Consider the following 15995-nt stretch of genomic DNA (forward strand, 5'->3'; position numbering starts at 1 on the left):
TTAAGGGCACTTTGTTTAAGATACTATTGTTGATTAAATATATCGCTCCAGTCGCGATTAATAAGCCCTAACACTTCTTTGTTAGGCACAGGCTTCGAAAATAAATAACCTTGAAAATGCTTACATCCTCTGGCCTTTAAAAAGCGAAGTTGATGTAAGCTTTCTACACCCTCTGCTACACACTCTTTTCCTAAGCTATGCGCCAGCGCAAGGGTTGACTGAATAATTGCCTCATCATCAGAATCAACTCCTATATCTTCTACAAAGCTTCTATCAATTTTTAATACATCAATAGGAAAACGTTTTAAATAAGTGAGTGAGGCATACCCTGTTCCAAAGTCATCCATGTAAAGCCTGCAACCTAGCTTTTTGAGTTGTTCCATGCTTTGTAGAGCTTGATGCGAGTCGCGCATAAGTACAGACTCGGTTATTTCAAAAACAATGGCTTCTGATGATACCTGAGCATGATTAAGTGCATTTCTGATCTCAGGAACTAAATCTTCAAATTCAAAATCGAGCGCCGATAAATTAATAGAAAGGTACAAATGAGGAGAGGCCTTTCGCCATTCTTTTAACTCTTGCAATGCACGAGTAAAAGTTTGCAGCATAATTTTTGTAATTAAACCGATCCCTTCTGCCGCAACCGAAAACTCTTGAGTTTGTACTAGTTTGTTTTCAGGCCAACGGAGAAGTACTTCAAAGCCCTCTGTTTTTTGGCTTTTAGCATTAATAATAGGTTGGTAATAGTTACAAAATTCTTCTTCTTGATATGCTTTAGTTAACTGTGACTCAAGATGCAGCGCTTTTTGAACATGCTGATTCATCTCCTGCTTATAAAACTGATAGCGCCCTTCTAAAGAGTCTTTAGCATGATACAGCGCTATGCTTGCAGCTTTTAAAAGCGCCGGCCCCTGCTGGGCATCATCAGGAGATATAGCAACGCCAATACTTAAGTTAACATTAACTACCTGATCGTTAATTGAAATATTTTGTTTTACGCAGTCCATCAATTTAGTGCACATAATAAGCACTTCTTCGATTTGATGAATATCCTCTACCAGCACTACAAATTCATCGCCACCAAAGCGAGCAACACTGTCTGATGGGCGTAGAGCACTCTTTAAGCGCTCAGCCACTTCTTTTATAAGCTCATCGGCTGCTTCATGCCCTAATGAGTCATTAAAGTATTTAAAACGTTTTATATTAATATGTAATAAAGCCGCTTTACACTTATGCAGCTCAGCTTGCTCTAATGCATGCTCAACCCTATCGTTAAATAAGGTTCTATTAGGTAAGCCCGTAAGTCCATCGTAGTTAGCGAGTAAATGCAGTTCATTTTCGGCTGATTTTTGCGCATTAATATCAGTTAAAATAATTACATAGCTATTAAGGCGCTGTTCGCTATCGGCTACAGCACTTATTTTTACTAGTACATGGCGTGATTCGCCACTTGCTAAAACAACACTGTCTTCACACGAAAAGTGCTCACCTACCGATAGTTTTTGCATTATGCGTAAATAGTCAAAGCGGTTACTACGTGATATTCCTAAATTTAGTGCTCGGCTTGATAAAGACTCAGCAGAAAAATTAAAGGCCGTTTGCAGTGACTTATTTGAAGCACGAATATTTAAATTTTTATCCAGAATAAACACCCAATCTCGTGTTTGCTCAAACGCTGCGGTAAACAACAAAGCGTGTTCTTCAAACACCATTTCACGGGTCATATTGGTATACGTGCCCGCCACTTTTAACGGCGTTTTATCATCCCATTCAACTACTTTGCCAAAGTCTTTGTACCAGCGCCAATAGCCTTTAGCATGGCGTAAACGGTAAGTGCAGTTAAAGTAACCTTTTTCGGTTGATAAAAACTCAAGCCATTCTAAGCGAAATAGCTGCTTATCTTGCGGGTGTATTTTAGATAAATACTCATCTAGGCTAACGGTTTCATTTTCGTAACCCAGCTCGCTTACTAAGCGCGGCTGATAAATACTTGGACTACTTGACTCCCAATCCCAAACACCGGATTCACTGCCTTCAAGCGCAAGCTTTAAGCGGGCTTCGCTTTCTTTACTTTCTTTGTTTGCAGCTAATAAAATTCGCTGCACTTTATTACGACGCATAACCCACACGGCAACTATGCCAATAAATAACATGGCATAAAGCACCATAAAATAGGGTGCTCGCCAAAGTGGATACTTTACTTTTATTTTTAAAATAGCGGGTGATGTATATTCACCGGTAAATGGATCTTTTGCCCATACTTTTAATTGATAATTCCCCGGATTTAATTTTGGAAACAACACTCGATTATTATTACGCGTATATGTTTTTTGACCGTTATCGAGTTGGTATTCATAAATAATTCGTTCTTGGTTACTAAATGCCATTGCCGAGAACGCAACTTCAAGCCCTATATCATCATGATTGAGAACAATTTCATTAAGTGGTTGTTTTAAATCAAGCGATAAGTCTCGCGACATTAAATCAACCCGGGTAATGTTTACATGATCAATAAGCGACTGATAACTTTGATTTTCCATTGGGTGAAAGTAGGTAAACCCTTTTAAGCTGCCATATGCAATACGGCCATCTTTAAGCTCAGCCATAGCATTACTGTTGAATTCAGCTGAGAGCAACCCTTCAGATGTACTAAACTGTTGAAAATGAAGTGTTTCAGGATTTAGACGCCAAATGCCTTTATGGCTACTCATCCAAATCATGCCATCGTCATCAAGCACCATATCGTAAAGCAGTGTACCTAATTTATTTTTTTCTAAATCAATGGTATGCACTAGCTGATAAGTTGATGCATCAAGCCCAATTAAGCCAAAGTTAGACAATGATATCCATAAAATATTGTTATTATCAATTAAGTAAGAAAGCACACTAATAGCAACATTTTCATGCTGTTTTGGTACTTTATAAATCATTTTAAGTGTTAAATTGTTTGGGTTTACTTGGTATAAAATGCCTGCATTAAAAAACAGTGGCGAGTCAGGTTTATTGCTTAAGGCAGGTAAAAAGCCATGTGCTAAAAAAGGCTCAAACTGCGCAAGCTGCCCACCTAAGCGAGTAACAATTTGCGTATCTATATTGTAAATAAATACCCCATGATCTGAATGTACAAAGTATAAGTCGCCATTTGGCATTAAAGTAACACCATGCACCCGGCCAGTAATAAACGCTTGGTTAGCAGAGTTGTGGGTTTTAGGCTGAGTAACTTGATGTGTTACTGGGTCAAAAATAAATAACCCACGGTTTGTATAAAGCCATAAATTATCTTTATACGGTGTTATTTCATATACAGTAAACTCGGTGGTGAGTAAGTCTACTTTGTAATCTTTTAAATAGGCTTTACCAATATTGGTTTTTAAATCAACCTCGGTTATGCCGTTATGAGTAGCAAGCCAAAGCTTGCCTTTATATTCTGTAATTCCCCAAATAGAGTGATGCGATAATCCATCGCCACCAAGCAAACTGCCATCAACATTATTAAAGTGATAACTATCGTGTGATAAATAAAAGGCACCATCTGTTTTAGTAGCAACCCATGTACCGCCCGATTTATCTTTTGCCATATCAATAATACTGGTATCTGCAAGGGTGTATTTGCTTTGTGTAATACGGGTATTTTTAACCATTTCGCCGGAGGTTAAATCAAACTTAAACAAACCTTTATCGGTAGCTAAATCTAATTTTCCGTGCTCGTTAGTAATCGCCCAAACATTTAAATCAGTAAGTAGTACTTTATTTTTAAACGGTAAGTCAGGGCGTTCAAACATTTTTGATAAGTTACTAATATCAACTTCATATAAGCCTTGTACAGCACCCACTAATAGCTGATTGTTTTCACCTAGTGCAAACGACTTTACGTTATTTTGATATATGTGCTCAGCCTCACCTCTAAGATGCTGTAGAGGCCTAACTTGCTCTGTAGCAATATCAAATACATAAGCACCATGGCTTGTGCCTATAAATATGTAGCCATTATAGGCAAATAGTTTTCTTACTAAGGTGTTTTTAAATTTTTCAGGAAGCTCAAAAATAGTGGTAATTTTACCCGTAGCTATATCAAGCTTTGCAAAATCTCGCCCCCGGCCAATCCAAAGCGTTTTTTTATCAACTGCAATCATGCTAAAAACAGACTGATTGATTATCTCTTCTTCACTGGTGGGTTTTTCTAAAAATTGTTGGTAAGAGTCGGTAACGGGATCGTATCTAAATAAGCCCGCTAGTAAGGAGGCTATCCAAATGTGGCCTTGGGGGTCTTGGTAAATACGGTCAATTATGGCTTCTTCTAATTCGCCATTAGGGCCATTAATTGGAATAACTTGATAGCCATCGTAACGATTAAGCCCAGCCTCTGTAGAAAGCCAAAGATAACCGTTATTATCAATGAGCATCGTATTTACGTAGCTTTGTGATAAACCTTCGCTAGGAGATAAACGTTTTACTTGTGCGCCAACTTGGCAACTTAAAATAGTTATTAAAACTATAAAGCAACTAATGATCCCATTAACGCATTTGCTCATGCTTATTCCATATTATTATTTTATTACTATGGGTACTCTAGGGCGATAATATTTCGGTGCTTGTAAGTATCAAAAAGTACTTGTAAAGCAAGAGTATATGTTAACACCTGGTTAAATCCAATAGCACAATATAAATCGGCTACGTTTTTATATGCGAAGGTATAAATTACTTTATTCTGCTGTTTTATAAGAGCAGATATTAATTGCTTAGCCACACCTTTACCGCGGTGCTTTGGAGCGACATAAACGGTAGATAAAAACAAAAAATCAGCCTTGTTTTGTAACCTACATGCCGCGACTATTTCATTATTATAGTAATTAACCCAGAGCTTATCTTGTTTGTTTGCTCGCCCTCTTACGTTATATTTTTTATAAAACTTATTAACGAGTGGGGTTTTTAACTCATCGAGCACATAAACGCTATACATTGCTTAACCTAAACTCTCATTAAGAGATTAACTAAAATAAAATCATTTAAATCTATTATTCTCTAGCTAAGCATTAATGCTAAGTACTGCTCAAACTTTTGCTTTAGTACCATTTGCTCTGCCATCGGGCGGCTATGAATAGTATTGTATACTTGCTCACGTGTTTTTTTATTTCGCTTAATTTGATAAGCCCAAAAAGACGCTTCGTAATCGAGCTGAATTTGGTATTTTTCTTCACGTGGTAATAGGCATAGATTAAAACTCACAATACTTCCTTATTCATATATTAAATTGATAGCTCACCCACTAAACTGGGCAAGCGGTAATCAGCTTGCTATTATACGCGTCTTATTTTATTTATTTCTGTAGTTATTGGAACTGATAATGAACAGATGTTTTAGTGCCTTGTTATTATTGGTAAATTTATTTTTTAGCGCTTCTTGCTTTAGCCATCAATATAGTCTGACCTTCAACCGCCCACAAAGTACTCCTCAAGCCGATTATGCATTAGAACTATTAAAATTAGCGTACGCCGATATTGGCTTTAAAATACATATAATCGATTTTAGCCGTAAGAATGCTTTGTTAGCGGCAAATAATGGCGTATTAGATGGCCAATTAGGAAGAGATATAAGCGTTGAACAAGATTACAAAAATTTAGTTAGGGTTAACTACGAGCTATTTAAATTCGACTTAATTCTTTATAAAACATGCCTACCCAATAAATTAGAACAACTTGAGAGCATTGCTATTGTTGATGCTTACCCTGTTCAAGAGCGCTATTTAGCGAGCACTAAATTTGCAGGCTCTATCATTAAAGTAAAAAGTATAAGCACACAACTAAACTTACTTGCTCAGCAAAAGGTTCAAAGTGCTTTGATGGTTGACTTTCTGCCTGAAAATAACTCTGCGGTTAAACCAAAAAGCTGCTTCGAAAAAGAAGTACTAACCACTTACCCGCTTTATCATTACTTAAATAAAAATAATAAAAACTTGGTAGATAAGCTCGAAAAATCGCTAATTAATTTAACTAATAACGGCACTGTTTACGCACTTAAAGCCAAATACGGATTAAACTTTTAAAAGTCGAACCCTTGCTGCTCAGCCTGTGTGTTTCGAGCTGCAGCTTGCTGCTTTTTCTGCAAATAGCGTTTATAACGCTGCTGACACAAACTAAGCACCTTCTTTTTTTGGGCATTAGTAAGTGTGTTCCATGCAAAGCGCTCATCACGACTTCGATAACACCCCTTACAATATCCCCTGTTATTTACTAAGCAAATGCTTTTGCAAGGGCTTGGAATATCAAATATTTCAATTTGTTGCATGGCATTCGCACCGTTAAATAAGAGGTACTTAGTATAGCGTTATTTTTGCACAAAAAAAAAGCAGCAATTAAATTGCTGCTTTTATCTATTTGATCTGAAGTTAGCTTAAAAAACTGACCAAAATAACAACTATTAATGCTCGCAGCTATTCGTATTTATTTCTGTTTTACGGTGAAATGGCTTAGCGTACATAGCCAGTACTAACGGCTTTAACTCCTCAGGTACCAGTGCTAAACGCTGCTCAAACTTAGCCGTATCTGGGGAGTCAATAACTGCCTTTTTACAGCCACCAGCAATATAGTTACCTGGGTGCAGGTAAAATGAATCCACTATTTGCTGATCAATTGTTTTAGCAAGCTCTTCTGCGCTATCGCACTGCTCTTTGATTGGTTGCCCAAAGGCTAAATGTACATGCCCTTTCGCGGTGCTAAAACCTTCAACAATACTTGCAATGTCTTCACCGGCCGATTTTATATACTCACCATGGTGCTGCTTATGATAAAGCTCTTTGGCTTTAGCAATAGCACATGGTTCATACTGATACGAAATAGACACAGGAACAATTTTAAGCTCTTTAATATATTCGCCAAACTCTTTCTTTTGCTTACGACCATTTAGTTGCAGCATTTTTAAAAGTGCCGGATCAGTTTGATCAAAGCCATCTTTTGCACGCCCTTCTTTTTGCGCAATCCAAATAGAATTACCGCCAACTAAAGAGTCGTAAATATAAGATGAAAGCTGGGTGAGCGCTTTAAGCATTTCTTTTGGCGCTTTTGCTGAGCGTTTAACAATAAAGCTTTTGTTTAGGCGCATTAGCTCAGTGATGTAAGGTATTTGCAATAAATTATCGCCAATAGCAATACGCACTGTTTTCATTTTATGCTGATATAAACCCCAGTTGACTAAAGCAGGGTCGAGCACTATGTCGCGATGATTTGAAATAAATAAATAAGCTTGGTTTGGATCTAATTGATCTAACCCAGAAAAAGTGACTTTAGAAGTCGTACGTTTTACTAATTTATCTAAGTATTGCGCCACTTCGTTTTGTACGTCTTCAACCGTGCTTACTTTGCCCCACTTTTTACGTAACTGACTTTTTACCAGCGGGCGGGTAATAAAAGGCATTGATGATAAAAATCGCGGTAAATTATACTTTGCTATTACATCAATAAACGCATTATCGTTAATTAAACGTGTTAGTGAAGCCGCAACTTCGCTGTCATTGTATGGGCGTATATCTGCGTATTTATCTTCTAATTCACTCATTACTACATCTATAATGTTAAAAAACGGCACGCCAAGGCGCACCGTTTATGTCTAAGTTCGATTATAACTCAGGCGATCTAAAATGCGAAATAACCAAAAAACGATTTTGATCTAATTTATTCTGAGCCTAAATAATAAATCTCTTAACCAAATTTAGCTAAGTAACTACTCTTATGACCATGAGGAGGCTCATAAGTGCAAAAAATCTGATCAGTTAACCAAAATACCATGTTATCAATGTGCTAGTGGGCAGACCACTATAAATAACGCATTAAGGCCTTATAGGCTTTCAGGGCCAGAACTGCTTTAAACAAGAGTGGTTTTATAAAGCAAAGAGCAGCGTATATTTAGCCTCAAAATATAGCCTAGTCATTTGGTAGTAATACCATTTTCAAAGGCTTCCTTTCGTAGTACCTTAACTTCACATTTTCAGTTTCTATAAATCGCTAACACTTTCACGATTGAAACTATTCTAGATCTACTAATTAAAGGCTCATAATGAACATTACTATTCTTGATAACGCCACATTAGCTAACACATCTCTTGCTTGTATTGAGCAACTTGGTAATTTAACAACGTATGAACTTACCAGCCCAGAACAAGTTATTGAGCATTGCCAAGGTGCAGATGTACTTATTACCAATAAAGCAGTATTAAATCGCGATACGATTAGCCAGTTAAAACAACTTAAGCTAATTTGCGTTAGTGCCACTGGCACTAATAATGTTGATTTAGACGCTGCAAAAGAGTTTGGTATTGCAGTTACTAATGTTGCTGGTTACTCAACACCTTCTGTTGTTCAGCATACATTTTCGTTAGTGACTAACTTACTAGGTAATACTCATCGCTATCAAGCCGATTGCCAACAAGGCGCTTGGCAAAAAAGTGAAATGTTTTGCCGACTAGATTACAGTTTTAATGACCTTCAAGGTAAAACATTTGCCATTATAGGTGGTGGAACACTGGGTAAAGGCGTAGCAAAAGTAGCTGAGGCGTTTGGTGCAAAAGTAATTATTGCTGAGCGCAAGGGCGTAAAGTGCAGAGACGGACGCACCCCATTTGAAGAAGTACTAAAAACGGCTGACATAATCAGTGTTCACTGCCCTCTTACTGACGAAACTCGTGATTTAATAGCACTACAAGAGCTTAAAATGATGAAGCCAAGTAGTATTATTATTAATACTGCACGTGGTGGGATTATTAACGAAGCTGACTTAGCCAAAGCACTTGAACAAAACTTAATTGCTGGCGCTGGCGTAGATGTACTAACAAAAGAGCCTGCGGAGCTAACTAATCCCCTCGCTAATTACACTGGTAATAACTTATTACTTACACCACACATTGCATGGGCAAGCACTGAGTCAATCGTACGACTAATCAATGAGGTCAGCCTAAATATTACTGCATTTAATAACGGCGAATCTCGTAACCGCTTGGTATAACTGCATTGCTGACAAATAGTTAAAAAAACTAAAATGTGGCTGTTTTTACTAATTATTTTTGTAAATTATTAGTTAAATACAGCCCTGAAAATCTAACCAACTGAATTTAAATAACTTTTAAACTTGGCCTACTAATTGCCTTATATGATCAAAATATTAAAAACTCATTTAAGGAATATCACAATGAAAAAATCTCTATTAGCAGCGGCTCTTATTGCACCATTTTTAACCGGCTGTGTTATCGCCGTATCTGATGGTGAAGCTGAGACTCATTGGGCAGGGAAAAACTCATCAAGCTGGCAAGCACACCATAAGAATAACCGTGAGGCTATTTCAGAACTGACGATGGATAGCAGCTATCAATCTGTTTTAACGCAATTAAAAACGCCTAATTTCACAGAGCTATTAAAAAAAGATGACGATGTATACCAAGTACTTTTTTATGTCACTCATAGTAAGCATTCTGATTCTAAAACAACGAAAGATGAATGTACGCCGCCTGTATTTAAAAATGATAAGTTGGTAGGTATTGGTGACACTGCTTTAAGTATGATCGCGAACTAAACAGCAAAAAGTCTAACCTCAAAAGTCATTAGATACTAAAAACGCCAATATAAATATTGGCGTTTTGCATTTAAAAATATTCTTTTTAACGCGCTATTATTCTATCTCTACCTTCATCTTTGGCAGCATATAAGCCTAAATCAGCTTCTTCTAATAGGGCTTGCTCAGCGTATATTTGCCCGCTTTCGGTTGTTGCTATACCAATACTAATTGTTATGTGATCCGCATTTAACGATGCTTTATGCTCTATATCCAAAGCATTAACCGCACTACGTATTTTATTGGCAAATTCAATTGCGTCAGCTTTACCCACCCCAGGCAGTACTGCGGCAAATTCTTCACCACCATAACGCGCTATAAAATCACTTCCTCGCTCGCATTGAGCTGCAAGAACTTGAGCAACTTCTTTCAAGCACTCGTCGCCAGCTCGGTGTCCATAGCAGTCGTTGTAACGTTTAAAATGGTCTATATCCATAAGTAATACCGACAATGGCGTTCCACTGCGTTTACTTCTGCGCCATTCGCGAGATAAGTTTTCATCAAGGTAGCGTCTGTTAGGTATTTCAGTTAACCCATCAATAGAGGCCAACATTTCAAGCAAGTCATTTTTTTGCTTTATAAGTAGCTGATTGCGAACTCTTACTCTTACAATAGAGGGACTAAATGGCTTAGTAATATAATCCATTGCGCCTAATTCAAGGCCTTTAGCCTCGTCGTCATGACTACGGTTTGCTGATATAAATATGATAGGCACGGATTGAGTTATAGGGTTTTCTTTAAGCTGCACTAAAACTTCATAGCCATCAATACCAGGCATAATTACATCGAGGATAATTAAATCAACTTGTGTTGTTTTTACAAATGTCAGCGCTTTTTCACCACTATCAACTAAGAACACGTCGTGCTCGTCTTTAAGTGTTTTTTCAAGTACTAATCTGTTTAGCGGATCATCATCCACTATTAATACTTTAGCTCTTTTCGACATCCTTCTCCCCTAAACCATTTATAAAAACAATTACTTGCTCTAATTGCATAATAAGCTCTTTAAGTGTTGTTTCAACTGGCTCGTTAGTCGTTTTAAGGTTTCGCTCGCATACTAATGCACAATGCGATAATCGCCTAAAACCCAAATTACCAGCCACACCTTTTATGCTATGCACTAAGCGTACCAAATCATCTTTACTGGTGGTTTCTGCTATTTGCGCTAATTGAGTTTCGCACAAGTTAGCAAACTTACCAATCATGGTATTAAGCAATGTCTCGTCTAAGCTAAATTGACTAAGTGCAAACGAGCGTTCAAAAAAGCTTGGTTTTACTAAGTTTAAATCAGCTATTGCATCAATAAGTACCTTAGCAACTACAGGCTTTGTTAAATGCTTATTCATGCCGCACTTTAAAGAGCGCTCAATATCAGCGGGTTCACAATGCGCGGTTAACGCAAAAATAGGTAACTGTTTTGCGTCAAACTGTTGACGAATCAAAGTCGTTGCTTGGCAGCCATCTATGTGTGGCATTTGCACATCCATCAATATTAGATCCGGTTTTAATACTTGTAATAGCTCCATACCAATAGATGCGCTTAAAGCTGTTACTACGTTTATGTTAGCTTGACGAAGGACACTACTAATAATCTCTAAATTAAGCTGATTATCATCAATTGCTAATACAAGTAGACCTGATATATCTGCTTTTAGTTCTGGTACATTTTGCAATACCGTATTTATATCTGTTTTAGGCTCAATCAATGAGCTTAAGCTAAATAACCTTTGCCCAAGTGCAGAAGCCTTTACATGCTTAGCAGCTAAATGCTCACTGGTAGGAAGGTTAAGCGTGTGCTGATGATTAACTATAATCACTGATACTTCTTTCGCTGATAGTGAATCGTTAATCACTTCAACTTTTAATAGCTCAGGTAAATCATTTGCATCCACGATTATTTGTTGAGTGTTAGATAGCTTAATTGGGTATTTTAATACCTCATCTAAACTAATATTAGCCAGCTCACTATAAGCATTAGTAACGTGCTCAAGCTCTTTGCTTTGCTCTGATAAAATAGCGAGAGCATTACGTGGTAGCATTTTATTTTTACTGGAATCAACTAATAAGCTAATACTGAAGCTAAATTCACAACCATGACCTTTTTTGCTTTTAAGTGCTATTTCACCGCCCATTAACGACACTGCATGTTTAACAATAGCTAAACCAAGGCCAACTCCTTGGTGTATTCGTGTAGATGACTCATCACCTTGCGTGAAGGCATCAAACAAGCGCCTCTGATCGGCCTCATCTATACCCATACCTGTATCAATGACTTTAAAGCAAATATATTGCTGATCTAGGCTATCGCTCTCTATGAGCTCCATTTTAAGTGTAATCGACCCTGTATGAGTAAATTTAACCGCATTGGTTAATAAGTTACCTAATATTTGCTGAAGGCGGATACTGTCGCAAATTAAATCTGGGGCTATTAGCGGGTCAATATCAATTATAAACTCAATACCTTTGCCTTCACATAATGGTCCCGTTAGGCTTTCGCAAATATCAACGAGTTCAATAACACTAAATGGTGCTAGCTTTAAATCAGTTTGAGCGCTTTCAATACGTGCAAAATCAAGCATTCTGTTTAGCATTAATAATAAGCTTTGTGCTGCGTTTTTAGCCTGGTCAGTATGTTGCAATTGCTTTTGATTTAGCCCTTGCTCAATAAGCATATCGAGTAAACCTAATACAGCGTTAAGAGGGGTGCGAATTTCGTGGCTTAAGTTTGCAATAAAGCGGCTCTTAGCTAATGTTGCACGCTCTGCATCGTGCTTTGCCTTAGTTAAAGCACTAACATCCTGAATGTGAATAACATAATAAGCAGGGTCTCGATTTTCATCCCACACAAGCGACATACTCAACTGCAGCCAGCTAGCCAGCTTTCCTTGAGATAACGTTAAGTGATACACCCTTTTTTTATCATCAAGCAACTGCGCTAAAGCGTCTTTAATTTGCTGCCATTGAGACTCATCAAATAATGTTTTTAATGGCTCGCCCACTAAGGTGTTTTGCTCAGAAAACTGCTTTCTAGTCGCTTTATTTACTTGCACTATTGTATGTTCAAGTGAAAGTAGCACTACACAGTTGGCCGCAAATTCAATAGCGCTTCTAAATTTAGATTCTGAAGCTTTTAATGCATGAAGCGTTTGCTGCTGCTCGGTAATATCTCGTCCAATGCCCATTGTGCCTAACAAATGCTGATGTTCGTTATAAAAAGGTGCAATTGTTAACTGATATGATTTTGTATCAGTGTCTATTCGTTGCTCTACGCTATTTCTATTTTGCAGCACTTGTTTTTCTAATGTATTTATTTGCTGATCGTTTTCACCAAAGTCATCTACACGCATTCCAATGAGTGAAGTTTGGTCTTTACCTATGTAGGCTTCAAATGCCCTGTTACAACCTAAAAATGTGCCATCAATATTTTTAAAGTAAATAAGATCAGGCACGCTATTTAACATGGTATTTAATAGAGCTAAATGGCGCTCTTTTGCCTCGTAACTTCGATTGAGCTTTTCAGACTGACGCTGTACTTGTTCATCAAGCGCTTTGTTGGCATTTTTTAACGAATCTACTAGCTGCTCATTTTTGCTAAATACAGTTTTGACTTTAGAAAACCAAGGTTGCCAACTTAGCGGCACGTTATAATTTAATTTATTATTAAGCTGGGCATTATTACTTTCCAAAAAGTGCATTAAATGCGTCATGGGTTTTACAAAAATACGTTGGCTTAACCAAAAAAATACGGCAAACATCATGCTTAAAAACAGAGTTAAAAATACAAATTCTAATAATATTTCGTATTTAATTGAGCTTACAAATTGAGGTTTTGGTTCGTAATATGCTGCATGAATAGGTAATTCAGCCATTGGTTGCATAAAAAAATTACTGTCGCTGGCTAATACTGTCGCTTCTTTTGTATGCTCTACTAAATTAGGCCAATAAGACTCAAGCTGCACCGCTTTTTCTATTACGTTTTTTGAACTGGCGATAATTTGATGCGACTGATTCATAAATACATATTCACCACTACTTGGTGAAACTTTACTTAGCCATGCAGAAATAGCCTGAACGTCATAAATTAAAATAATATAATCACTTGAGCCTATATATCGTTGCCTACCAATAGCAAAATAGGACTTATCGTTTATTTTAATTATAGGGCTTGAGGTTAGCCTATTTGGAGAAAATTTGGGTTTAAACTTACCGTTTAATATTTCACTAAGCATTAAGCTTTGGCTTTTATTACGTCTACTCACATAAGCAAAATCGTTTTCATCTACATACGCTACAGCCGATAGCGACTGCATAAGTGCAAGCGTTGTATTAAAGGAAGGTCCAAGTGAAAAAACTTGCTGCCACTGTAAAAGTGCCTCAGCAGATAGCGAAAATTCCCCTTTACCTATAATTTCTGTTCCTTGCACATTAAAGTGTCGATAGTAATAACCACTGTACTGATTAATACCTTCTAGTAAAGTTTGATTTATTTGAGCAGATATAGGTCGTTGATATAAATTAAACATAGAGCTGAGTAAGCCATTTACCGAGTCCATGCCATGATTAACTTGAGCTGATACATTAGCAAAATCGGCTTCGCGTTTTTCTACCGCTCGCTCAAGCTTTATATTGTATAAATGCAGGCACAGTAAAAAAGCGACAATTAATGGCACTAACAGCGCAATAAATAATGAGCGGTAATAGTATTTTAGAGGTAAAAAATTCAACGTATTGCCTGTAATTTGGCTCGAAAATCAACAGTTAGACTAACGAGCCAATTTGTTAAGCGCAAGCTATAAATTCTCTTCCGCAAAAGAGGCTAAACGGCTGCGTACTACACCATTTAAATTAATCGTTGCGCTGCCTTCAAAATCTTTAAAACGCTCAACTATATACGTTAAGCCAGAAGTAACAGGGGTTAGGTAATTACTGTCTATTTGCGCTAAGTTACCGCTACAAATAAGCTTTGTGCCTTCTCCGCAACGTGTAATAATTGTTTTTAGCTGAGAAGCCGTTAAATTTTGGCTTTCATCTAAAATTACCACCGCATTTTGAATGCTGCGCCCACGCATAAAGTTAACCGACTTAAATTGTATATTGGCTTTTTCCATAATGTAGTTACGGCTAGAAATTGGGTTTTCATCGCCTTTGTGTAATACCTCAAGCGTATCGGTAATGGCAGCTAACCACGGCGCCATTTTCTCCTCCTCAGTGCCAGGTAAAAAACCAATAGACTCAGCAATTTCTGGAGTGTTACGCGTTACAATTACCTTATCGTAAATACCTTTTTCAATAACCATTTCAAGTGCACTGGCAAGCGCTAGCAATGTTTTACCGCACCCTGCAGGCCCGGTTAAAATAACAAGTTCAATACTTGGATCTAGCAACGCATCAAGCGCCATACCCTGATAAATATTTTTAGGTTTAACACCCCACGCGTGTTGATGCATTAGTCGCTCAACGCTTATGTCTTTTAATGTAATATGTTCATCGTCGTACGATTTTACCCGCGCTGCAAAGTGCTCACCGCCATCGAGCAAATACTCGTTACAAAACACATCCGGTATTAAATTTTTAGAAACATGATGATAGGTATCACGACCGCTTTGCTCGGTATTACATTGCCCCACATGCTGCCAAAAATCCCCTTCTATTTTTTTATAGCCACTAGTTAGTAATGCAATATCGTCAATTAGTTGGTCGGTTCTATAATCTTCAACATATTTAAGGCCAGCCCCTTTAGCTTTAAGGCGCATATTGATGTCTTTTGTTACTAATACAATTTTTGAATCGCTGTGCTGCTTTTGTAAATGTACGGCGCAGTTAATAATACGGTGGTCGTTTTCGTTACCCGGTAGGCCAGAGATTGAATCGGCAAATAAATGATCATTTACAATTATAAGGGTGCCTGTTGAGCTTTCTTTGGCCTTTTTGTTACTTGGTAATGCTACGCCTTGCAGCATTTGTTCGGGAGTTGCGTTTTTTAATACCTCATCTAAGCCTCTAATAGCTACACGTGCATCGCGGCTTACGTCGTGTTTTCTGTCTTTAATGTGGTCGAGCTCTTCAAGTACCGTCATGGGAATTACAACGTTATGTTCTTGAAATGACAAATAAGCGAGGGGTTCGTGCAACAGTACATTGGTGTCTAGCACATACATTTTACTTTCAAGGTTCGAAGCTTTTTCCATAGCACTTTCCTTACGTTTTATGATTTTTATGCTATACCAAAATAACTAAGTAAAACGGGCCAAAACTCAAACCTGCAATACTTAATTGCTAAGGCATAATGTAAGTTTAGTCTATTTGTCATAAAAGTCCGTTTTATTACAAACTAGATATAGTTTTTATTTACCTAAAAAAGAGCCACAAACAAGCGGTTTTAATAGTAATAATTAACA

The 15995-nt window shown here is 37.4% G+C and carries 11 protein-coding genes; 3 read left to right on the plus strand and 8 right to left on the minus strand.

Annotation, left to right across the window (positions count from 1 at the left end; translation table 11 throughout):
* Positions 1-23: 23 nt before the first annotated feature.
* The 3 genes from ALFOR1_RS14100 to ALFOR1_RS14110 form a co-directional block, all read right to left on the minus strand.
* Positions 24-4532: an EAL domain-containing protein gene (locus ALFOR1_RS14100; RefSeq protein WP_104643326.1), complete on the minus strand. Its 4509-nt coding sequence runs from the start codon at positions 4530-4532 to the stop codon at positions 24-26.
* 26 nt (positions 4533-4558) lie between these two features.
* Positions 4559-4960, minus strand: coding sequence for a GNAT family N-acetyltransferase (locus ALFOR1_RS14105; RefSeq protein WP_104643327.1), 402 nt, complete (start codon positions 4958-4960; stop codon positions 4559-4561).
* A gap of 62 nt (positions 4961-5022) precedes the next feature.
* A complete protein-coding gene (locus ALFOR1_RS14110) occupies positions 5023-5226 on the minus strand; it encodes a DUF3283 family protein (protein WP_002962585.1) in 204 nt (67 codons plus the stop codon).
* Positions 5227-5344: 118 nt separating this feature from the next.
* On the opposite strand from ALFOR1_RS14110, the gene ALFOR1_RS14115 reads away from it, so the two are divergent.
* Positions 5345-6043: a type 2 periplasmic-binding domain-containing protein gene (locus ALFOR1_RS14115; RefSeq protein WP_104643328.1), complete on the plus strand. Its 699-nt coding sequence runs from the start codon at positions 5345-5347 to the stop codon at positions 6041-6043.
* Here the strand turns inward: ALFOR1_RS14115 and ALFOR1_RS14120 are convergent.
* Positions 6040-6285, minus strand: a complete 246-nt coding sequence (locus ALFOR1_RS14120) for a DUF1289 domain-containing protein (RefSeq protein WP_104643329.1) — start codon at positions 6283-6285, stop codon at positions 6040-6042. The genes ALFOR1_RS14115 and ALFOR1_RS14120 overlap by 4 nt on opposite strands.
* 132 nt (positions 6286-6417) lie before the next feature.
* Positions 6418-7551: a 1-acyl-sn-glycerol-3-phosphate acyltransferase gene (locus ALFOR1_RS14125; protein ID WP_104643677.1), complete on the minus strand. Its 1134-nt coding sequence runs from the start codon at positions 7549-7551 to the stop codon at positions 6418-6420.
* A gap of 498 nt (positions 7552-8049) precedes the next feature.
* Between ALFOR1_RS14125 and ALFOR1_RS14130 the strand changes: the two genes are divergently transcribed.
* Complete coding sequence (locus ALFOR1_RS14130; RefSeq protein ID WP_104643330.1) at positions 8050-8994, plus strand: D-2-hydroxyacid dehydrogenase; 945 nt, start codon at positions 8050-8052, stop codon at positions 8992-8994.
* Positions 8995-9177: 183 nt separating this feature from the next.
* Complete coding sequence (locus tag ALFOR1_RS14135) at positions 9178-9558, plus strand: DUF3192 domain-containing protein (RefSeq protein ID WP_104643331.1); 381 nt, start codon at positions 9178-9180, stop codon at positions 9556-9558.
* An 85-nt stretch (positions 9559-9643) separates the two neighbouring features.
* On the opposite strand, the gene ALFOR1_RS14140 is transcribed toward ALFOR1_RS14135, so the two are convergent.
* The 3 genes from ALFOR1_RS14140 to ALFOR1_RS14150 form a co-directional block, all read right to left on the minus strand.
* Positions 9644-10543 carry a diguanylate cyclase gene (locus ALFOR1_RS14140; protein WP_104643332.1) on the minus strand — a complete coding sequence of 300 codons (900 nt, stop codon included), beginning with the start codon at positions 10541-10543 and terminating at the stop codon, positions 9644-9646.
* Entirely contained in the window at positions 10527-14321 is a 3795-nt protein-coding gene (locus ALFOR1_RS14145) for a PAS domain-containing hybrid sensor histidine kinase/response regulator (RefSeq protein ID WP_104643333.1), read from the minus strand. The genes ALFOR1_RS14140 and ALFOR1_RS14145 overlap by 17 nt, the downstream gene beginning before the upstream one ends.
* A 66-nt stretch (positions 14322-14387) precedes the next feature.
* Positions 14388-15785: a PhoH family protein gene (locus tag ALFOR1_RS14150; protein ID WP_104643334.1), complete on the minus strand. Its 1398-nt coding sequence runs from the start codon at positions 15783-15785 to the stop codon at positions 14388-14390.
* Positions 15786-15995: the final 210 nt, after the last annotated feature.

The organism is Pseudoalteromonas carrageenovora IAM 12662 (genome assembly GCF_900239935.1).
Taxonomy (GTDB): domain Bacteria; phylum Pseudomonadota; class Gammaproteobacteria; order Enterobacterales; family Alteromonadaceae; genus Pseudoalteromonas; species Pseudoalteromonas carrageenovora.